The following is a 19,026-nucleotide window of genomic DNA, read 5'->3' on the forward strand; positions in this document are numbered from 1 at the left end:
AATCTTTACAAAAATTCAAACCAGTGTTATGATAATAAGCACAAAAATATACATGGAGGATTGTATGGGGAAAATTTATGAACCCAAACGTATCAGAAATATTGCACTTTCAGGTGCTCCAAACGCAGGAAAAACCACCCTTGCCGAGGCATTACTCTACATCAGTGGCCAGATTCAAACCATGGGTTCAGTAGACAAGGGAACCACCGTGATGGACTTTGAGGACGAAGAGATCAACAAGAAAATGTCTCTTCACACCTCTCTGGCCTACACCGAGTGGAACAACGTTAAAATTAACATCATGGATACTCCTGGTATTCCCGATCTCGTGGGAGAAGTTCGAAGCGCTTTTCGTGCCGTAGAAGGAATTATTTTTGTCGTTTCAGCTGTTGACGGGATAACTATTGACACTGAGAAAGACTGGCATTTTGCCGATGACTACCAGATAGCCCGTGTTGTCTTTATTAATCAGATGGATAAACCAGAAGCAAACTTTTTTGGTATAGCCGAAGATCTTGAGAAAAAATTCAAAAAACCTGTAATTCCTCTCGAGCTTCCCATTATCGAAGGCAACAAGTTTGTGGGTACCTTTGATCTCGTCTCCATGGAGTCTATCTTCTCTCAGGGAAAAGAGGTGAAACGCACCAAAGATATCCCCGACCAACTCAAAGACAAGATCGATACCTACCGTGAAAAGCTTTTTGATGCTGTTGCAGAAACCGACGATAGTCTCATCGAAAAATACTTAAGCGGCGAACCCCTTACCGAAGAGGAAGTAGAACGAGGGCTGCGAACCTGTACCATGAACAATAAATTCATCCCCATCTTTTGTGGAAGCGCTCTCCTCTGCGTCGGTATCCAGCCACTTCTTGATATTATTGTTCAGTTCCTTCCCTCTCCCCTTTACGTGGGAGAAGAGATCGGAACCGATCCCCTGCATCCCGATCACACCATCAAACGCCACCCCGATCCAGAAGAACCTTTTTCCGCCTTTGTCTTCAAGACCTATCTTGATCCCTATGCAGGCAAGCTCTCTTTTGCCCGCATTCGGTCAGGAAAGATTCGTACTGGCGATGAAGTTCTCAACGTAAGAACCAACACCAGAGAAAAAATCGCTCATATCTATATGATCAATGGAAAAAACCTCAAAGAAATCGAAGAACTTGAGGCAGGGGATATGGCTATCTTTGCAAAAATCGATTCTCTCCAGACAGGTGACACCGTCTCCGATCCCTCGAAACCTCTCATCTACGAACCTGTTCGTTTCCCCAATCCTTCCTACTTCCTCGCCATCCATGCTAAAGATCGAAAACTGGAAGACAAACTGGCAGAAATCTTTCATCAGATTCATCTCCAGGATCCTACTTTTAACTATGAATACAACGACATCACCAAAGAAATGGTCATCTCCTGTATAGGTGAGATCCAGGCCAAACATATCCTTGATTTCATCAACCATCACTACAAGATAGAGTTTGAAACGAGAGTCCCCCGTATCGCTTACAAGGAAACCATCACAGCAAAAGCTGAGGGACATTACAAGCACAAAAAACAAACCGGTGGTCATGGGCAATACGGTGAAGTGTACCTCCGTGTAGAACCATTGAAACGCAACGAGGGCTTTCTTTTTACTGAGAGTATTTTCGGTGGAGCTATCCCGAAAAACTATGTACCTGCCATCGAAAAGGGATGCCGCGAAGCCTGTGAAAGTGGGGTAATTGCTGGCTATCCCGTCGTGGATATCAAGGTGGATGTGTATGATGGTTCCTATCATGAAGTAGACTCTTCTGATATGTCGTTTAAGATTGCAGGTCTTCATGCGATGAAACTGGCTATAGAAGCCGCAAAGCCTGTTCTTTTGGAACCAATTGCCAAGGTACGAGTCTATGTTGATGAAGAAACCATCGGTGCCGTCATGGGCGATCTCTCCAACAGGCGCGGCAAAGTCCAGGGTATGGACAAGATCTCTGAAGATGTTACCGTCATCAACGCGCTGGTACCATACGCTGAGATGCTTGCCTATGCACCTTCGCTCAATGCGCTTACCAGTGGACGTGGGAGATTTGACATGGAAATCAGTCACTACGAAATTCTCCCTCAGTCAGAATATGACAAGGCCAAAAAACAAGCAGAACTCATGCAAAAGGAACAGGAGGCAGCCAGAGGATGAGACGTGAAAGAGGGAAGACTTTTCGTCAGAGTCAAAGACAGGTTATTTTCTCCGTTACCCTGTTCCTTAAGCTATCCCTTGCACTTGCAATGATACTCTTTCTTTCAATTGGGGTAACGGCAACCCTCCTGGAGAGTGGACTAAGGACTGTTTTTGGCAGTATCTTTTCTCAAAAAACCCTTTTTCTTCGCCTTATACGTACTATGCAAATTATGGGGTTTGGGGGCGCTGGCGTGATGCTTCTCTCTTTTATATTCGCTTATATGCGAGGGCTTACCCAGTACCAGAGACTTTACGAAAGAATTGCCAGAACAGCGCAGCTTGATGTGTCTTATCAAAATCCCTGGCTTGTAAGTTTTCCTTCAGAAGATATTTTCGGTAACCTGGGCGCCGTCCTCAACCAGTACATACGACAACTTGCACGATTCGACAAACTCAAAACCAGTGCTCTCCAGAGACTCCAGGAGCGATTTGAATATGTGGCTGATTTCTGCCCGATTCCCATTCTCCTCCTCTTTCTCAAAAAAAGCTTTCCCTATCCGAGTGTTGTCATCTCCTATGCCAACAAAGCGTTTCTTGAAATATTTGCCAAAAAGGGAAAAGATGACTACTATGAGGTGCAGGGATTGAGTTTTGATATTCATGAAGCCAACAAAGAGAAACACACCTCTGTAGGAAAGCTCTTTGAAAGCATGTACGAAGCAGAAATAGCGGAATCTCTTTTTCTCACGGATGAGATGCAGTACAAGGTCAATGAAGTCATCGCTCATCTTGAACCGGCTTTTCTAAGCGAACAAAAGATTACCCCTCTCCATGAGAGCGAAGAAAATCCCCGACCCATTATCTGCCGGGAGATCGAATTTTATCCCTTTTTTGATGTCGTCATGGAAGAAGGCAATGAACCACAACGAAAGGTAAGAGAAGTTCTCGTTCTTTTTAAGAATGTTCAGGTTCCAAGGGACAAATCCCCCATGGATACACTCTTGAGAATCTGGAAAACCCTTATCCCGCTAAAAACAGAAGAGAAAAAGGATCAAAAAGCATGAAACATTGGTGGCTCTGGATTTTGATCGTGATCCTGCTTGCTGGCATGACAACAGGTCTTCTCTGGTTTATCTTCCCATCCCTCACTATGTACTGGTGGTACCAGGACCTGGGCGTCTCTCCCATGCTATGGCGAAGGTTTGCGTGGGATGCTCTCTGGATACTCGGGGCTTTCTGGTTCCCGTGGCTTGGCTTGTGGTTCTGGTTTGGGCTTATTCGACAACGATGGGGAGGAGGATTTGTCCTGCTTGCTCTTTTTCTCGGCATCCTCTCAAGTATTCTGGTGTGGTGGCAACGCGAGAACACCCTGTCCATACTGGTTTCGCCATCCGGCATACAGGATAGTCTTCTGCATCTCGATACCATGTGGTACGTGGCCTGGTTGCCTTTCTGGAGAAAGGTTGCCCTTTACCTCACTGTCTTCGTGGGTATTCTTTTGACGGTAGACATCTTTGTTTCTACCACATCCACACAAAAACGAGACTGGCAAAGGTTGATACTTGTTTTTCTGCTCCTCAGTGGGGGTATAACGATTGCCATGTTGTTTTCATTTGAGCTTTTCGTCTGGCAACCAAACAAACGCTTAGGGATAGGATTTTCGGATTTTTATGGGACACTGGTAGCATGGTGGTGTGTTGTGGGTGTCGGCACAGGACTTGTTATCCTCTGGACACTCATGATTTTTCTGGGAAAACTTCAACCATCGCATTTTTTTATTCAGCTTGGAGTAGCCTCTCTCCTCGCCGCACTGGTTTTGTGGCTCTGGCCTGTTTTTCTCACGCAGTTTTACGAAAAACCCAACGAGCTTCGCGCGCAAAAGCGTTTTATTGAAGCAAGGAGAAAAGCCACACGGGAAGGATTTGGACTTCAGTACGAAGCGTTTCATTTTCAACCAACCCTGGAGACTCTCTCCTATACCCGACTCTGGGATATCCAGCCCTATCTTCAGAATATTCGCCAACTCCAAACCATACGAAACTACTTTGATTTCTTTGATGTAGATATTGATTTTTACACCATCTCCAACGAGCTTCTGCAAGTGCTTATCGCCTGTCGAGAAATCACCCTGACCAATCTTTTACCTGAGGTGAGAAACTGGGAAAACACCCATCTCCGCTATACCCATGGTCTTGGCGTTGTTGTTTCCCCTGCCCATGAAATTTCCCCAGAGGGTCAACCTGTGTTTTGGGTGAAAAACCTCAACATGGAGACAGAACATCCTGAATTTTCTCTTAAAAGACCCCAGATCTATTTTGGAGAATCAGAGCATTCCTACATCATTGTACGAACAGAGGTAAAAGAGTTTGAATACACTGACATAACCAACCGTGTTGAGAAACAGTATGAAGGAACCAACGGTGTAAGACTCTCAACGTTTCGCAAGCTGGCGTTTTCCCGTGCCTTTGGAGAAAAAAACATCCTCCTCTCCCGATACCTTTCAAAAGAAAGCGGTGTCCTCTGGAAACGTCAGCTTAGCCAGCGCCTCCAGGCTCTTGTACCACAGCTTTGCTATGATCCCGATCCCTATCCTGTGATTCTCGATGGAGAAATCTTCTGGATTATCGATGCGTACACGACCACGGATCGCTATCCCCTCTCCGATCGATATGATTCCCGTTGGGGAAGGATCAATGGCATCCGTCATTCGGTAAAAGTCGTGGTATCCGCCTATACCGGTGATGTAAAATACTATGTGGTCGATCCAGCCGATCCCTTGCTTGCCCCGCTTCGTTTTTTTGCTCGAGAACTCTTTACCGAAGATATCCCGGACAATCTCAAAGCACATTTTCATTATCCTTATACGCTTCTTGCCCTTCAGGCTGAGGTTTTCTGCCGTTACCATATGGATAGTGATGAAAGTTTCTACAACGGGGACGATGTATGGAGTATCCCTCTCGTTCGTCAATGGGGGACAAATCTTCCCTACGAACCCCTGTACATGCTTCTCAAAACAACCAACACCTCTCTCGGAGGAGTGTTTATTCCCTTTACCCCCCTCGGCCGACAAAACCTCTCTGGCTGGCTTTTTGGAACCTATGAAAATGGACTCAAACTCTACCAATACGTCGCCTCGCGCATTGAGAGTATCCCTGGCCCCTTGCAGGTAGACGCGCAAATTTATCAAAACGAAGAACTTGCCAAACTCTTCACCCTCTGGGGACAACGAAATTCTCAGGTTTCTCTGGGCATGACACGATATCTTCCCCTGACCGGCGGGGTAATTGCTCTTGTTCCGCTTTACATCAGTTCGGAGTACAACCCGATACCGCAGGTAGCACTGATCATAGCTGTATACAATAACAAGGTACATTACGCCAAGACAAGCGATGAACTTATACGCATCCTTGCAAAGGATATGGTATCCTCAACTCGGGAGTAACAGAATGGAGGAGCAAGAGAGAGTAGAACTTATACGCCAGGGAAATGCATTCATGCAGGAAAAAAAATACAAAGAGGCTCTTGCGTGTTTTGTGAAGGCACAATACCAGGATGGCCTGGTACGTGTTGGTGATGTCCTCTACGAGCAAAAAAACTACGTTGGAGCCCTCAAGGTCTACTTCAAGGCAGGGCATCCGGTAAGAATCTCCGCTACAGCCGAAAAAGTAGCCGCAATACTTCACAACTGGCTTGAAGAAGACAAACAACAAAAACCTCTCGAGAAGGAACCACAACCATGGAAACCTACAGTGCTGAGTATCCAGGATCTGATGAATCTCGGCTCCCAATCGACATCAGAAGAAAAACCAAAAAAAGGAGATAGCAATGATTCTTGATGGAAAGGTGGTAGCAGCAGCAAGAAAACAGGAACTTCGAAAACTCCTCGAAGAGTTTCCCAAACAGCTCCATCTTGCTGTAATCCTGGTGGGAAATCATCCGGCTTCTCGATCCTATGTCAGCTCCAAGGAAAAAGCCTGCCACGAGGTAGGAATAGACTCTCAGGTTATTTCTTTAGATGAAAACATCACCACCGAAGAATTGAAAGAGGTTATCCGTTCTCTCAACGCTGACGAAAAGGTAGATGGCATCCTGGTGCAATTACCCCTCCCCAATCACATCAACGAGCAGGAGATCCTCCAGGCCATTGACCCTTCAAAAGATGTGGACTGTTTTCACCCCTACAATGTGGGAAGACTCTTTCTGGGCCAGCCCATCATCCAACCCTGTACCCCCAAGGGAGTGATGGAGATGCTCTCCTATTACAACATCTCACCGGCCGGTAAACACGCGGTTGTCATAGGTCGAAGTAACATCGTGGGCAAACCCATGGCTGCACTTCTTCTCCAGGCCAATGCCACCGTTACCATATGCCATTCACGCACCCCCAACCTGAGCGAAGAGGTAAAACGAGCTGATATCGTTATCGCTGCCGTAGGTCGTCCCAAAATGATAGGCAGGGAAATGATCAAAGATGGGGCTGTCGTGATAGATGTCGGCATCAACCGCATTGAAGACCCATCCAATCCCAAAGGCTATACCATCGTCGGGGATGTGGATTTTGAAAGCGTCAGTCAGATTGCCTCGGCCATTACCCCTGTGCCGGGGGGTGTTGGTCTCATGACAGTAGCTGAACTTCTCTGGAACACCTATACCCTTGCCAGGTGCCGGGTATGAAAGAGGGCAAACTCTATGTTGTCGCCACTCCTATAGGGAATCTTGAGGACATCTCCCTGCGTGCCCTCGAAACTCTCAAACAGGTCGACAGAATTGCCTGCGAACATCCCGAAAGACACCGCAAGCTCCTCTCGCACTTTGGCATCCACAAGCCTGTTCTCCAGGTTTCTGCCGCCAATGAAACCAACAGCGCCAAAGGAATCGTCCAGCTTCTCCTCCAGGGAGAAAGTATAGCATTAGTCTCCGATGCAGGCACCCCGGGAATCTCAGACCCCGGAAAAGAAGTGGTTGAAGCCGCTAGACAAGCTAACATTCCTGTCATTCCTGTTCCGGGACCATCCGCTTTAACCGCCGTTTTGTCCGTTTTAGGAGAATCCCCGAAGGATATTGTATTTGTGGGATTTCTCCCAAAAACACCAGGAAAAATAGCAAAAATCCTTCGGTTATACCGTGAACTTGAAATCACCCTGATAGGGTTTGTCTCTTCCTTTCAGATAAAAAAATTTCTTCAGATACTAAATGAACAGTGGGGAAATGTCGAAATATTAATAGGGCGAGAGATCACGAAGCTCCACGAAAGCTGGGTTACTGGCAGGGTTACCGACATCCTTGAGACAGGCCTGCCAGAAGAGGGTGAATGGACCATCGCAATAAAAAAATGGTTCACAGAAAATCTCAAAAAGCTAAAGTGAACGTGATCAAAAGCCGATAATAACACTAGGAGGAATCATATGGAAATTCGTGGTGTAGATCCTATTCGCGGAATAACCCAGGATAGCAAGATAAACAAAATCCCAAGACGTGATGAAAGAGACACCTCTGATGAGGTAGAGATCTCCGAAGAAGCCCGACAGCTTGCCGAAGCGGCAAAGATCGAAGACGTTGTTCGCCAGAGTCCCGATATCCGAGAAGATCGGGTAGCAGAGGTCAAGGCAAAACTCGAACGTGGAGAATACAATACCCAAGAGGTTTTTGATCAAGTTGCCGAACGTATTATGAAAGCCTTGGGCTTATAAGAGAGCATCAACATATTCTAGAGAGAATGCCGTCCAAAAGGGCGGCTTTTTTTATTGACGTTTGACAAAATCACTTTTTTTGCCTACAATAAAGCTATGGAAAAAGATTTAGTTGACATTCTCTGTGAAATCTCAGACAGGGAAACCATGCACAAGTTCCTCTCGGAGATACTTACAGTCGCTGAGAAAAAGGACCTCATCCTCCGATGGGAGCTTTTAAAGCAGCTTGCCAGGGGAAAATCCCAGAGAAGTATTGCCGCCGATCTTCACATCAGTCTCTGTAAAATCACCCGTGGAGCAAAGATCCTAAAAGACCCCTCTTCCGTCTGCTATCAAAAACTCAAACAGGATAAACCATAATGGCATCACCTCTTTCCCTCAAAGAAGCCGTAGAGATCCTTGAACTCGGAGAAAGCTTTTCCCTTGAAGATCTCCAGAACTCGTACCGAAAACTCCTCAAAAAATATCACCCCGATCATTGTCAGGATCTTGCTGTATTTTGCGAAGAGAAAACCCGCGAAGTTATAGAGGCGTATAAGCTTGTGTTTTCTTATGTCAAACATTACCGCATCACCGTCAACGCTTTAGAAAGCAGTGTTCCAGAGGAGTTCTGGATGAAGCATTTTGCCTCTGATGGCGTGTGGGGAAACCCGGACTTTTTCAGTCACCAGAAAAAGAAATAGCCTCTCTCCCCTGAAATATCCCCTTGTCTCTCATCCAGGATTCGAGGAGATGAATGTTTTGAGATTTTTCGAGCGTCCAGAGAGGCGCAATAAGCTTATTTTTCTCACAATCCCCAAAGAGTCTATGAACAACAATACCAGGATCAAGAAAAGACAGAGCCTCAGCCACCCATTCAATATAGGTTTCCCTCGACAAAAGAGAAAGCCTTCCCTCTTCATACCAATTCGCAAAGACAGTATTTTTTTCCACAAAGAGGTGGTGAAACTTGATCCCCTCACAGCCCCACTGCTGAACATCCTTAACCGTTTGCAAAAAATGGTATTTCTCCTCGTGAGGAAGTCCGCCAATCACATGAACTACCTTGTCTATATGACGCTTCCCAAGATCTCTCAGGGCTTTTTCGCTTGCACCCGCATCATGCCCCCGGTTTATAAGCCGAAGGGTAGCATCGTTTGTTGTTTGGACCCCGACCTCCACCACCACCCATGTCTTTTGAGCAAGACGAAAGAGAACATCCAGGACATCCTCGCCCAAACAATCCGGACGGGTACCAATAAACACCCCCACAACGCCCGGAAGAAGGACACTTTCATAAAGAGATGAAAGAAATTCCGGGTCCCCATACGTGTTGGTGTACGCCTGAAAATACGCAAGAAAATACCCTTCAAATCCCCTGTTTTTCCAGTAGGTCATCCGCTCACGAAGCTGATCAATGACGGACAATTCTGGCCGTACATACCGAGCACGCGCCCCTTCTTCCCCGCAGTAAAAACACCCCCCGAAGGAAATCCTTCCATCCCGATTCGGACAGGTAAACCCGGCATCCAGCGCAATACGCTTCACAGGTTTCCCAAACCTTGACTCAAGGTAGACCTTCAACGCATGATAGGGACGACCTTTCCACTCCTTCATAGCTTTTGCGCAACAAGAATACCATCTTCCCACGAAAAAGCAAACACCCTATACTCCCCGCTTTCCCAGAGAAGCTCATAAAAAGCCCGAAGCACTGGTTGAGCAGGAAGCGGCATCGTGCGCGATTGATGGAGATGATGGCCAAAAAGATTATCCACCACCAGACCCCCCCCCTTTCTCAGTCGTGGGGTAATAAGAGGAAGAAACTCAACATAGAGACGCTTCTCCGCATCAAGAAAAACCATATCAAAACTCTCCGGAGACTCTGCCAAAAAGCTTCTCGCATCGGCATGAAAAACCTCAACAGGTTTCTGATAAAAAAGAGCAAGCGCCTCCCGATATCTGCGCTCATCCCTTTCAAGGGTTACAATCTTTCCCCCTTGAGGGAGACAACGCAAAAGCCACAGGGTAGAATACCCACTCCCCGTACCAATTTCCAGAACCTTGTGAGGCTGGACCAACGCCACCACCATACTCAAAAACTGTCCGAACTCAGGTCGCACAGCAGGGATTTTTTGGATAAGAGCCTGCTGATAAAGCCTTTGCATCTCCTCTGTATACCCGAGGCGAACATCCTCCAAAAGGGATTGACGTTCCATGAGTTACTGCCCCCGTGATGGAAGAAGCACAACCTTGGGTTTTTCCAGGGTATTGGTGACCTTCAAGCGAAAAACCAGACGATTCCCTTCACTATAGCCAGCCGTAAAAAGCTGAGCAACATTGGGGAGCCCGGAAAGATAATCTTTCGATACCGAAAGCGTGATCTCCGTATCCACTAACTGCTTTTCAAAAGCCAGCGTTGTAGGAGCACTCACCTGAATATCATAGCTATCAAGCAAAAGATTCCTCAAGAACAATCGTTTCTCTCTCATCTCACCAGACACCGTAATACTGTCAAAACTTAGTCTCTCCAGAGGCAGGTTGTAGAGAAGTTCACTTATCTGGTTTTGAAGGACAAATCCCCTCAATTCTGGTTTATCCACCACAAAGTTCATACTCATATATCCCGCGAGGAGATTGGTGAGAGGTAACTGATACTCTATCGATCCCCGAAGCGTGCCATAGATAGACCTTCCCTCTTTCAAAAGAGTCTCATTCAGTTCATGAAGTTTGATATCCGAAAAACTCAAATTTCCCCGAATATACTCGCCTGCTATCACCGCTTGCCCACGCACCTGCCCCCGCAAAAAATCAAACCCCATCTTCTCTATCACCCACGAGCGCACTCTTGGTTGAAGAGAAAACGAGAGATCGTCAAAAGCAATGGCATCATAAACCACAGCAGGAATTTTCACCTCAACAGCAAGAGGAAGACTCTCCACTATCTTCTCCAGAGGAAGATTACCCCCACTAGAAGAAGATTTTGACTTTGTTTGGGGCCACTTTTGTAGCATAAGATCTTTTAGATCCACCCTATCAGCCGAAATCACCAAAGACAATCCCTGACGCCCAATAGGAGAGGCTTGAACCTCAAACATATTGTTTCCAATGGTCACTGTGGCATTCCCATTCAGAGTAAACCCATCGATAGTAAAATCACCCTTTGCCATCAGTGGACCATATTTTACATTGTTGAGCGTAAGATTTCCATCAAGCTGGGAAACCTCCTGCATCTCATAACGAAAACGGAGATTCCCCTCAATTGAACCCTCTCCCCCTGGTGCCACATCTTGAAGTTGCAGCAAAACATTTTCAAAAACTCCATAAGCCATTTTTTGAGGAAGACTATAAAAAAGATTAGAAATGAAAAGTTCACTACTTCCGTATTTTACACGTGTATCACTTATCAATACCGTTTGCTTTTTCGTGTCATACAGTACCGTATAACGGGGAGAAGAAACACTATTCGATTGGAAAAGCACCGTAAGAGAACTCCCCTTGATAGCCCATTGATTTCCCTGGAGAAAGAGATCTCCTCCAACCTTTTGAATAAAAATATCATTCAAAGCAGGGAAAAATTTCGCCACATTGAAATCTTCGAGAGAAAAACCTATCGTTTTTCCCCTGCCTTGAAAGGATGCTTTTCCATACATACTGACCAGAGAACCGTTATACGAGGCCGTACTCCCAAGAGAACCCAGATTCCAGGTAACATTAATATTCACAGGAATCGAGTTATACACCACTTGAGAATCGACAAACACCATCTGACGAATTTCAAATCCAAAAGAGGCTGATGAGGATTTCTTCCCCGAGGAAGAAAAACGCTTCACGATTCCCTCAATATTTTTAGAGGTCGTATACAAACCACGAATAGTGAGCCTTGAAAACCTCAAAGTCTTTTGAAACAGCCCCAAAAGATCATACGTGGCGGTAATCTCGTTCGCTTCCAATAAAACCGTACCATCTCGGTCCACAAGTTTAGGGTTCTGTAATGAGAGACCACGGAGCCAATCAATCTCAGCTCGAGACGTTTCCAGGCGAAGATAATAATTTTTTTCGAGAAAATCATTTGCCAGAGCGAATACTCTTGATGGTGGCCATTGGGTATAGAGATAAAAAATCCCCCCTGCTGCAGCCAGAACAATTATCCCTAAAAAGACAAAAAAAACAATCAGGAATCTTTTCAAGATATTCCCCCTCAAGAAGTATCTTTGATACGATGAAAGTTAACCTACTATTTACGAATGTATTTTTGACAGTTATACTTGAACCAATCGTCGTAGTGTTTGGCTATCCACTCACGTGTAGCTTGACTGAGCCCAATATCATACCCTCGCTTCTCAGATTCAAGCCATTTATAGACTTCTATTTCGTGAATAACATCCTGCACCTGACGTTCGAGATCAAAAAAGCATTTCGATCTCATCACCATAATCCCACTCATGACCTCTCCTTCACTTCTCCTGTATATTATACACTTTTTTGCCAAAAAGTCAAGTTTTTCAAATTAAGAAAAAGAAAAATTCTGCAGGCCAAAAGGCCTGCAGAATTTTCCATCTTTGAAAATTTACTGGAAACGCACAATCCGTACAAAGGAATCGAGCTTTAGACTTGCTCCCCCAACAAGGGCTCCATCAATATGTTCCTGGGCCATCAAAGCATCGATATTTTCTGGTTTCACCGAACCACCATACTGGATACAGGTCTTTTCAGCCACATCCTGATCGTAAAGTTCTGCCAGTACCTTGCGGATAAACGCATGCACCTGGTTGGCATCCTCAGGAGTTGCTGTTTTGCCTGTGCCAATAGCCCAGACAGGCTCATAGGCGATAGTGACCTTGAGAGCTTCTTCTCTGGAAAGACCCTTGTAAGCCTCAACAACCTGATGTTTACATACCTTTTCCGTCTCTCCTTTCTCCCTCTCCTCAAGAAGTTCGCCCACACAGAGGATGGGAAGAAGTCCATGATCCAGCGCTGCTCTCACCTTTTTATTGATCATCTCGTCGGTTTCCCCAAAGATATGACGTCTCTCTGAATGCCCGAGAATCACATGGGTAACACCGGCATCTTTGAGCTGGACAGGGGAAACCTCACCAGTAAAAGCGCCCTCTTTCTCATAGTACATGTTCTGAGCAGCTACCCATATCTGAGAACCCTTGAGTTCCTCTACCACTCCGGCAATATTGACAAACGAAACCCCTACCAGGATATCCCTATCCTTTACATCGGCAAGGGCACTACGAAGCTCACGGGCAAAAGCTTTTGCCTCAGTGGGGGTTTTATACATCTTCCAGTTACCGGCAATAAATGCTCTTCTCATCTTTTTCTCCTCACATGCTATTTATCCATCAATGCAGCAACACCAGGAAGCACCTTACCCTCGACGAGTTCGAGAGAAGCCCCGCCACCGGTAGAGATATGGGACATCTTGTCAGCCACACCAGCCTTGTTTACCGCAGATACAGAATCCCCTCCACCAATCACGGTAATACAATCCGGAAGAGTGGCAAGAAGCTCTGCTATTGCGATGGTTCCCTTTGCAAAGTTAGGAAATTCAAATACCCCGAGAGGACCATTCCAGAAAACTGTCTTGGCGCCTTTGAGGGCTTCCTTAAAGGTTTCAATGGTCTTGGGTCCAATATCCATACCCATCCAGCCAGGTTCTATCTGACCTCGTTCAACAATCTTGTATACAGCATCAGGAGAAAATTCCTGGGTTACCACATTATCAAGGGGAAGCAAAAGCTTCACACCCTTTGCTTCAGCTTTCTTAAGAATCTCTTTTGCCGTATCTAGCATATCATCCTCAACCAGAGAAGCCCCGACTTCAAGTCCTTGAGCCTTCAAAAAGGTATACGCCATACCACCACCAATGATAAGCGTATCCACTTTGTTCAAAAGACTCTCCAATACAGCGATCTTGGAAGAAACCTTGGCACCTCCCACAATAGCCACAAAGGGTTTTGTGGGATTCTTTACCACTTTTTCCTCAAGGAATTCAAGCTCTTTTTCCATCAAGAAACCAGCAACAGCGGGAAGAAATTTTGCCACATCCGTCGTCGAGGCATGGGCACGATGTGCTGTTCCAAAGGCATCATTGACATACACATCCCCATAAGAAGCCAGTTCTTTTGCCATTTTTTCTCTCTCGGCAGCATCTTTCGAGGTTTCCTCTGGATGGAATCGGGTGTTTTCCAGCATGAGAACTCCACCCTCGGGAAGACTGTCCACCATTGCTTTGACCTCCGGTCCCATACAGGAAGGGGCAAGCTTCACCTCTTTGCCGAGAAGCTTGCTCAGATGGGCTGCCACAGGGGCCATTTTATGCTTCCCTTCGATGTATTTCTTTTCATCAAAGGGCTTGCCTTCCTTCTCGGCTTTCTCCTTTGCCTTTTGCATGTCCTTTTTGGGATCCCCAAGGTGAGACATCAGAACAAGACTCTTGGCACCTTGTTTCAAAACGTACTCAATCGTTGGAAGAGCCGCCCTGATACGGGTATCATCCTGAATAACACCATCCTTCATGGGAACATTAAAATCCACACGCATCACGACACGTTTGCCTTTCAGAGCAATATCGCGTACCGTCTTCTTTGAAATAGCCATAAATATCCTCCTTTCTTTTCTTTCAAAACAAATAAGGAATTTTATTTTAGCGCAAAATCACAAAAAATACAAGTATATGAGAAAAAAGAAAAACAAAAACGTCATATTATGAGAGAAAAAATATTTCTTATTTTTAATTTTTTTAAAGGATCAGAGAGGCTCTTGCTGGCATGATGAGAAAACCCCACACAAGCCCGTTGCGTCAAATAAAAAAGTACTCGAAATTCGAATCATTGCCTCATAAAAAAAAGTACTCAAAAATCTCCATAGGCAGTTTTCTCTGAAGCGTTTTTACATTCTTTTTCTTTTGAAGGCTGAAAAGTTTTCTCTGGCAAGCTGTAATTTTTTGTCTTAGGTGAAACAAATCGAGAGCCTTATAAAGCCTTGTTAGGCGTTCCTTTTGTGCCTCACTTACATAAGAGCTTTCTAAAAGCCGCTGGTAGGGAGTTTTAATATCATCATGCTTCTTTTGCACCTTGCTTCCGATTCTCTTTTTCTCTGTCATTTTCATAACCGGTTGAAAAAAGTTGGCATAAAGCCTGAGATACGCATAGAGTCGGTTCAAGTAGTAGACTTCTTCCTCGGTATCGTAGCTGAAGTATCCAACATTCTGGCGGACTATGGAATAGTTTTTCTGCTCAACGTAGCAGTTATCATTGGAACGGGAGCTTCTCCCCTTGTAATTTTATCTGGTGCTTCTCACACCAATCACGCAGAGGATGATTAATAAATTCAGCACCGTATCAGAATCAATTCCCCGTAAATCAAAGGAAGTCTTCTTTGGACTTTTTCTATGGCTTCTCTTACCCATTTTGAAGCTTTGTTTTTGATTGCCACAAGTTCTGTCCAACCGCTCCAAACATCCACCATATTTAATGTTTGAGCAAAATCTCCCCGGCTATTTCCTCCCTCATGGGCAACCAGATCAATCTCCATGAACCCAGGGCAATTTTCATCCCACTCTGCCCAAGTGCGTATAGCTATTTGTTGCTTTAATAGCGTTCCAGGCTTTGTACCTTTTCGTCCTTTTATCTCAAGCTTTTTACGCTCATGCTTCAAAAGTCGGTCAATACTTGAGGCACTTATATGGCGCAAGTTTTCTATAGCCTGTGGAGAACCGTGGAGATGTCCGTTTGCTAAGAGATTATCTAAAACTTCATTTAAAATTGGCTTTAAACGTTTGCCACACATGTAGTTTTCAATTTCCCAGACCTTTTTTAGAAGTTTTAGTTCCTCTTCGCCGAATTTTTTTTCTGCCAGGTCTTTTTGCCCTTCTTGGCTATGTCGGCTTTAAGGTAATTTTTCTTGCCTACATAGATGGTTTTTCCGTGCTGCCTCAAGAGCCTGGCGGCATAGTTTCGATTTTTTAGGCCTGTTATCCTCACAAAATAATCCAGTATCTCCTTTTTCTCCTTTTTGCTGGCTTTTTGATACTCTTTCGCCGTTTCCCTGTAAATAGGTCTCCTTTCAAACATCGCTAATTCCACCTTTTACCTCCAGTTCTTTGAACTGGATTATTTTACACAAATTTAAAGTACTTTTTTATTTTGAAGCAACGTTCCCTTTTCGAGTACTTTTATTATGAAGCAATTCGCTTCCTTGACAATTGGTTTGAATAGCTCTAAAATATTTTTCGTCTCAATCATATCTGGCCTCCTGTGATAGTTTTATTTATATTATCACAGGAGGTTATCTTTTTCCTACCAGACACAATTAAGTATACACTGCCGCGGAGTTGTAGTGGTAGAGGATACAATTATTTATAATGAGCCAAATATAAATTCAAAAGTGATCCGTTCTTTGAATATAACTGAGATAGTTTTGATCGAGAGTAATGTAATGGTCACAAACGCAGAGGGGACAAAAGAAAAATGGTTATTTATTAAAACTTTAGGAGGAAAAAAGGGCTGGATACAGAGGAACACAATAGCAAAGCCGACAGACTTTAAACAGGTTAAGAAGTTTGGAGATTACTATATTGAGGGATGGAGTGGGGATTATGATTTTGCGTATCGCTTTTATAGAAATGGAACGTATAAAATGAAAGTATTCGATGACATAAAAGAAAAGACGATTTATAAGATAGGTAGACTCTATAGATGCAAAAATATAGTTGCAACAGAAGGTGGTGCTCTTTTTTATTTTGACGAAGAAGGTAATTTATTTACTGATGTTTTGTTTATAGATGATAAAACTGGCGAACCCTTCAGGGCTATTACCAACAAATCCGAGTTTCCCAAATGGGCACAATCGGATAAAGCGCCTGTACTTGAAACATACTACATTCTCACAGGAGACAATGTAAACGTGCGTTCCGAAGCTTCTACAAACTCGGCTGTATTGCTAAAGCTAAAGAAGGGCGCAAGGGTAAAGCTACTCGAACGGTCGGATGTTACTTTTACGATTGGAGACAGGACGGGTAATTGGGTATACATAGACACTGGCGTTAAGGATAAGAAGGGTAATACTATTAAAGGCTGGGTGGTGGATATATATTTGAAGGAAGAATAAATCCCTGTAAGCACAACAAAGCTTAAAAGCAACGAAGCATAAAAAGCCTACTTCCCATGCATTCCACTGAAGCAAGCGAGGCAGGATGCCAAGCGACCTTGCCTGTTGATTTTATATCATCTGTTTTACAGGAGCAAAATTTTGCTGTATAATTTTTAGGCTGGTTCAGTACAGCTATGGGATTTGGTATGCAGAAGATGACGGAAGGGTTAATAAGTGGAGGTTTGATGGCGTTTACGAAGTGCTATAGCATAAGTAATGGGCAATGGCAATGGCAATGGAATGCATATGACTGGGATAATCTACTGAAAAGTACGACGATGGGACTTGCGAGCGGCTTTGCTGCTGGTGGAGCAGGTGGATTTCTTGGAGGGATTTACAGTGGGGGAGGTCTTGCGTTTTTGGACAAGAAGGGGAGCCTGGCAATGGCTGCAAATGTATCTTTATTCTACGCCGGCAAGCTTGATAACTTTGCTAACACTATAGGGAGTATAGCGGGAGAAGCAGTGCATTATGCGTGGGGAGGAAATTTTAGGATAAGTCTTGGGGGCGGTGTGGGGATAGGATTCACAACCAATGGGCAGATAGTAAATGATACGAGCGGAGGGATTGGGCTTGTTAACCTTGTGGATGCGATGGGAAGTTTAAACTATGTGGGTTTCCAGGCAGCCAATGTTAACGGAGGGGATAAAGGCTTAAGCAGGATAAGCTATGTAAATATGGGATATTTAAGTGGGGACATGCAGAATATGAAGACAGCGATGGATGTAATAAATGATAAGAAGAGGATAGAGTTTAACCTTGAAGGGGAAGGCAACTACGGCTATGCAGGAGAGGACAACAGGACGATACATCTAAACAGGGAAGCGATATTAGCGGACGATGATGCCGAGCTTCGAGCGAAGCTTGCGCATTATACAGCTACGGTGATGCACGAAGGATTGCACCTTGACCAGCACGCATGGCTTGCTGCGAATGGTCTTGAAGCGGACGATATAACGCTGGAGAGGATGGCATATGAACAGAGCACGAAGACGCTGGCATTGCTTAACTTAAGGTTTGGGCTTAATGTTGGCGGGAGTAAGTATGAGGATGTAGCGATGGCTGGTGCATATTTTGCACTCACTGGAGATTCGGATACGCTGGATATGAGTGGAAGAAGTTTGAAGGTAAAGGTGGACGGGAAGACTACGAATGTTACGATAGAGGATTGGACAAATACAGCGAAAGGAAGAAGTAACTGCATAGAAGGAATGGCTAAGGCGCTAGGAGTAACTCCTGATAAAGTGTTAGAAGCGTTAAAGAGGACGGGGCATTATAAAGGGATGAGTGATGAACAGATAGCGAAGAGCCTTAAGGTAGGCGAGACGCTTGTAGTGAGAGATGGGAGAGTAATGACGGAAGAGGAAGCGAAGGGGATAGACTTCGGAGGACTATTTAATGGGATGAAGTCTTTGTTGAATAAGAGTTTGGAGTGGATGACGGGGCTTTTTAGGGGTAAAAGCACTGACTTAGATTCAAAACTTGTGAGCACTCTGCTTAGCGATGTTGTAGGTAAGCCATATTATAAGGGCGGTGGGCAGATGGAGTATTATCCTGGGAGTGATGGTTATCCTCCGAAACAGCTTGTTAATCCTGATGGAAGTTGGGCGTATTTTGATTGTGTTGGAGGGGTAATGTATAGTATTAGGAAAGTTTCGGGATTAGATATACCTCCTATGGGGGTGAATGTGTTATACTCTCAATCCTGGCTTATTTCTGTGGATGAGAAAGATATAAGGGAAGGTGTGCTTGGATTTTATGATTATACGAAGAAAGGTTATAATGAGGGTTATTGGGATCATGTATTTACCATTCAAGGCAAGGATAGTAATGGACAATGGTTGATTATCACATCATCAAGTAGTGCCACACAGGGTGGGCCTGAGTTTGTACATGGAAAGACAGTGAGTAATAGGCCTTTAGGTGGTTATAATCGGCATCACGAAAAAAAATATGGAGCGATAATTAAGTACAAATATATTGATTGGAGTAAATTGAGTAATATGTATACAAATAATTAGTATTTGGAAGAGGTAGGAAGGAGGA

The 19,026-nt window shown here is 44.6% G+C and carries 20 protein-coding genes; 11 read left to right on the forward strand and 9 right to left on the reverse strand.

The window, feature by feature from the left end; translation table 11 throughout:
• Positions 1 to 64 precede the first annotated feature (64 nt).
• From fusA to KDW03_RS02285, 9 genes are read left to right on the forward strand one after another with little or no spacing between them, the layout of a single operon-like run.
• Complete coding sequence (fusA, locus tag KDW03_RS02245; protein ID WP_271435776.1) at positions 65 to 2,170, forward strand: elongation factor G; 2,106 nt, start codon at positions 65 to 67, stop codon at positions 2,168 to 2,170.
• A complete protein-coding gene (locus KDW03_RS02250; protein WP_271435777.1) occupies positions 2,167 to 3,216 on the forward strand; it encodes a hypothetical protein in 1,050 nt (349 codons plus the stop codon). The genes fusA and KDW03_RS02250 overlap by 4 nt, the downstream gene beginning before the upstream one ends.
• The gene (locus KDW03_RS02255) at positions 3,213 to 5,594 is read left to right on the forward strand and encodes a UPF0182 family protein (protein WP_271435778.1); all 2,382 of its coding nucleotides are present in this window, start codon (positions 3,213 to 3,215) and stop codon (positions 5,592 to 5,594) included. The genes KDW03_RS02250 and KDW03_RS02255 overlap by 4 nt, the downstream gene beginning before the upstream one ends.
• A gap of 4 nt (positions 5,595 to 5,598) precedes the next feature.
• Positions 5,599 to 5,988 carry a tetratricopeptide repeat protein gene (locus KDW03_RS02260; protein WP_271435779.1) on the forward strand — a complete coding sequence of 130 codons (390 nt, stop codon included), beginning with the start codon at positions 5,599 to 5,601 and terminating at the stop codon, positions 5,986 to 5,988.
• The gene (gene folD / locus KDW03_RS02265) at positions 5,978 to 6,826 is read left to right on the forward strand and encodes a bifunctional methylenetetrahydrofolate dehydrogenase/methenyltetrahydrofolate cyclohydrolase FolD (protein ID WP_271435780.1); all 849 of its coding nucleotides are present in this window, start codon (positions 5,978 to 5,980) and stop codon (positions 6,824 to 6,826) included. The genes KDW03_RS02260 and folD overlap by 11 nt, the downstream gene beginning before the upstream one ends.
• Positions 6,823 to 7,518: a 16S rRNA (cytidine(1402)-2'-O)-methyltransferase gene (gene rsmI / locus KDW03_RS02270; protein WP_271435781.1), complete on the forward strand. Its 696-nt coding sequence runs from the start codon at positions 6,823 to 6,825 to the stop codon at positions 7,516 to 7,518. The genes folD and rsmI overlap by 4 nt, the downstream gene beginning before the upstream one ends.
• Positions 7,519 to 7,557: 39 nt before the next feature.
• Positions 7,558 to 7,842 (forward strand): flagellar biosynthesis anti-sigma factor FlgM, encoded by a 285-nt coding sequence (locus KDW03_RS02275; RefSeq protein WP_271435782.1) that lies wholly within the window; start codon positions 7,558 to 7,560, stop codon positions 7,840 to 7,842.
• Between the two features lie 54 nt (positions 7,843 to 7,896).
• The gene (locus tag KDW03_RS02280; RefSeq protein ID WP_271435783.1) at positions 7,897 to 8,202 is read left to right on the forward strand and encodes a Trp family transcriptional regulator; all 306 of its coding nucleotides are present in this window, start codon (positions 7,897 to 7,899) and stop codon (positions 8,200 to 8,202) included.
• The gene (locus tag KDW03_RS02285; RefSeq protein WP_271435784.1) at positions 8,202 to 8,525 is read left to right on the forward strand and encodes a J domain-containing protein; all 324 of its coding nucleotides are present in this window, start codon (positions 8,202 to 8,204) and stop codon (positions 8,523 to 8,525) included. Before KDW03_RS02280 ends, KDW03_RS02285 begins: the two co-directional genes overlap by 1 nt.
• On the opposite strand, the gene KDW03_RS02290 is transcribed toward KDW03_RS02285, so the two are convergent.
• The 9 genes from KDW03_RS02290 to KDW03_RS12315 form a co-directional block, all read right to left on the reverse strand.
• Positions 8,503 to 9,438 carry a TIGR01212 family radical SAM protein gene (locus KDW03_RS02290; RefSeq protein ID WP_271435785.1) on the reverse strand — a complete coding sequence of 312 codons (936 nt, stop codon included), beginning with the start codon at positions 9,436 to 9,438 and terminating at the stop codon, positions 8,503 to 8,505. The two genes, KDW03_RS02285 and KDW03_RS02290, sit on opposite strands and share 23 nt — an antisense overlap.
• Positions 9,435 to 10,037, reverse strand: coding sequence for an O-methyltransferase (locus KDW03_RS02295; RefSeq protein ID WP_271435786.1), 603 nt, complete (start codon positions 10,035 to 10,037; stop codon positions 9,435 to 9,437). The genes KDW03_RS02290 and KDW03_RS02295 overlap by 4 nt, the downstream gene beginning before the upstream one ends.
• A gap of 3 nt (positions 10,038 to 10,040) precedes the next feature.
• Entirely contained in the window at positions 10,041 to 12,008 is a 1,968-nt protein-coding gene (locus KDW03_RS02300; RefSeq protein ID WP_271435787.1) for an AsmA family protein, read from the reverse strand.
• 47 nt (positions 12,009 to 12,055) lie between these two features.
• Positions 12,056 to 12,265 carry a DUF4032 domain-containing protein gene (locus tag KDW03_RS02305; RefSeq protein ID WP_271435788.1) on the reverse strand — a complete coding sequence of 70 codons (210 nt, stop codon included), beginning with the start codon at positions 12,263 to 12,265 and terminating at the stop codon, positions 12,056 to 12,058.
• 123 nt (positions 12,266 to 12,388) lie between these two features.
• Positions 12,389 to 13,141 carry a triose-phosphate isomerase gene (gene tpiA, locus KDW03_RS02310; protein ID WP_271435789.1) on the reverse strand — a complete coding sequence of 251 codons (753 nt, stop codon included), beginning with the start codon at positions 13,139 to 13,141 and terminating at the stop codon, positions 12,389 to 12,391.
• Between the two features lie 17 nt (positions 13,142 to 13,158).
• A complete protein-coding gene (locus KDW03_RS02315; RefSeq protein WP_271435790.1) occupies positions 13,159 to 14,427 on the reverse strand; it encodes a phosphoglycerate kinase in 1,269 nt (422 codons plus the stop codon).
• Between the two features lie 238 nt (positions 14,428 to 14,665).
• Positions 14,666 to 14,992: a hypothetical protein gene (locus tag KDW03_RS12305; protein WP_408648335.1), complete on the reverse strand. Its 327-nt coding sequence runs from the start codon at positions 14,990 to 14,992 to the stop codon at positions 14,666 to 14,668.
• Positions 14,993 to 15,159: 167 nt separating this feature from the next.
• On the reverse strand, positions 15,160 to 15,618 hold the full coding sequence (locus KDW03_RS12310) for a hypothetical protein (protein WP_408648336.1): 459 nt from the start codon (positions 15,616 to 15,618) through the stop codon (positions 15,160 to 15,162).
• Between the two features lie 35 nt (positions 15,619 to 15,653).
• Positions 15,654 to 15,902, reverse strand: coding sequence for a hypothetical protein (locus KDW03_RS12315; protein ID WP_408648337.1), 249 nt, complete (start codon positions 15,900 to 15,902; stop codon positions 15,654 to 15,656).
• A 265-nt stretch (positions 15,903 to 16,167) separates the two neighbouring features.
• Here KDW03_RS12315 and KDW03_RS02325 point away from each other — a divergent pair, with 265 nt between their 5' ends.
• On the forward strand, positions 16,168 to 16,938 hold the full coding sequence (locus tag KDW03_RS02325; RefSeq protein ID WP_271435791.1) for an SH3 domain-containing protein: 771 nt from the start codon (positions 16,168 to 16,170) through the stop codon (positions 16,936 to 16,938).
• 227 nt (positions 16,939 to 17,165) lie between these two features.
• Positions 17,166 to 19,001, forward strand: a complete 1,836-nt coding sequence (locus tag KDW03_RS02330; protein ID WP_271435792.1) for a hypothetical protein — start codon at positions 17,166 to 17,168, stop codon at positions 18,999 to 19,001.
• The last annotated feature ends 25 nt before the right edge of the window (positions 19,002 to 19,026 follow it).

It is taken from the genome of Thermospira aquatica, assembly GCF_023525255.1.
GTDB classification, from domain to species: Bacteria; Spirochaetota; Brevinematia; order Brevinematales; family Thermospiraceae; genus Thermospira; species Thermospira aquatica.

Excerpts from the sequence above, each read along its gene's own strand:
- fusA (WP_271435776.1), top strand. The coding sequence starts at position 65 with ATGGGGAAAATTTATGAACCCAAACGTATCAGAAATATTGCACTTTCA.
- KDW03_RS02250 (WP_271435777.1), top strand. The coding sequence starts at position 2,167 with ATGAGACGTGAAAGAGGGAAGACTTTTCGTCAGAGTCAAAGACAGGTT.
- KDW03_RS02255 (WP_271435778.1), top strand. The coding sequence starts at position 3,213 with ATGAAACATTGGTGGCTCTGGATTTTGATCGTGATCCTGCTTGCTGGC.
- KDW03_RS02260 (WP_271435779.1), top strand. The coding sequence starts at position 5,599 with ATGGAGGAGCAAGAGAGAGTAGAACTTATACGCCAGGGAAATGCATTC.
- folD (WP_271435780.1), top strand. The coding sequence starts at position 5,978 with ATGATTCTTGATGGAAAGGTGGTAGCAGCAGCAAGAAAACAGGAACTT.
- rsmI (WP_271435781.1), top strand. The coding sequence starts at position 6,823 with ATGAAAGAGGGCAAACTCTATGTTGTCGCCACTCCTATAGGGAATCTT.
- KDW03_RS02275 (WP_271435782.1), top strand. The coding sequence starts at position 7,558 with ATGGAAATTCGTGGTGTAGATCCTATTCGCGGAATAACCCAGGATAGC.
- KDW03_RS02285 (WP_271435784.1), top strand. The coding sequence starts at position 8,202 with ATGGCATCACCTCTTTCCCTCAAAGAAGCCGTAGAGATCCTTGAACTC.
- KDW03_RS02290 (WP_271435785.1), bottom strand. The coding sequence starts at position 9,438 with ATGAAGGAGTGGAAAGGTCGTCCCTATCATGCGTTGAAGGTCTACCTT.
- KDW03_RS02295 (WP_271435786.1), bottom strand. The coding sequence starts at position 10,037 with ATGGAACGTCAATCCCTTTTGGAGGATGTTCGCCTCGGGTATACAGAG.
- KDW03_RS02305 (WP_271435788.1), bottom strand. The coding sequence starts at position 12,265 with ATGAGTGGGATTATGGTGATGAGATCGAAATGCTTTTTTGATCTCGAA.
- tpiA (WP_271435789.1), bottom strand. The coding sequence starts at position 13,141 with ATGAGAAGAGCATTTATTGCCGGTAACTGGAAGATGTATAAAACCCCC.
- KDW03_RS02315 (WP_271435790.1), bottom strand. The coding sequence starts at position 14,427 with ATGGCTATTTCAAAGAAGACGGTACGCGATATTGCTCTGAAAGGCAAA.
- KDW03_RS12310 (WP_408648336.1), bottom strand. The coding sequence starts at position 15,618 with ATGTGTGGCAAACGTTTAAAGCCAATTTTAAATGAAGTTTTAGATAAT.
- KDW03_RS12315 (WP_408648337.1), bottom strand. The coding sequence starts at position 15,902 with ATGTTTGAAAGGAGACCTATTTACAGGGAAACGGCGAAAGAGTATCAA.
- KDW03_RS02330 (WP_271435792.1), top strand. The coding sequence starts at position 17,166 with ATGGCGTTTACGAAGTGCTATAGCATAAGTAATGGGCAATGGCAATGG.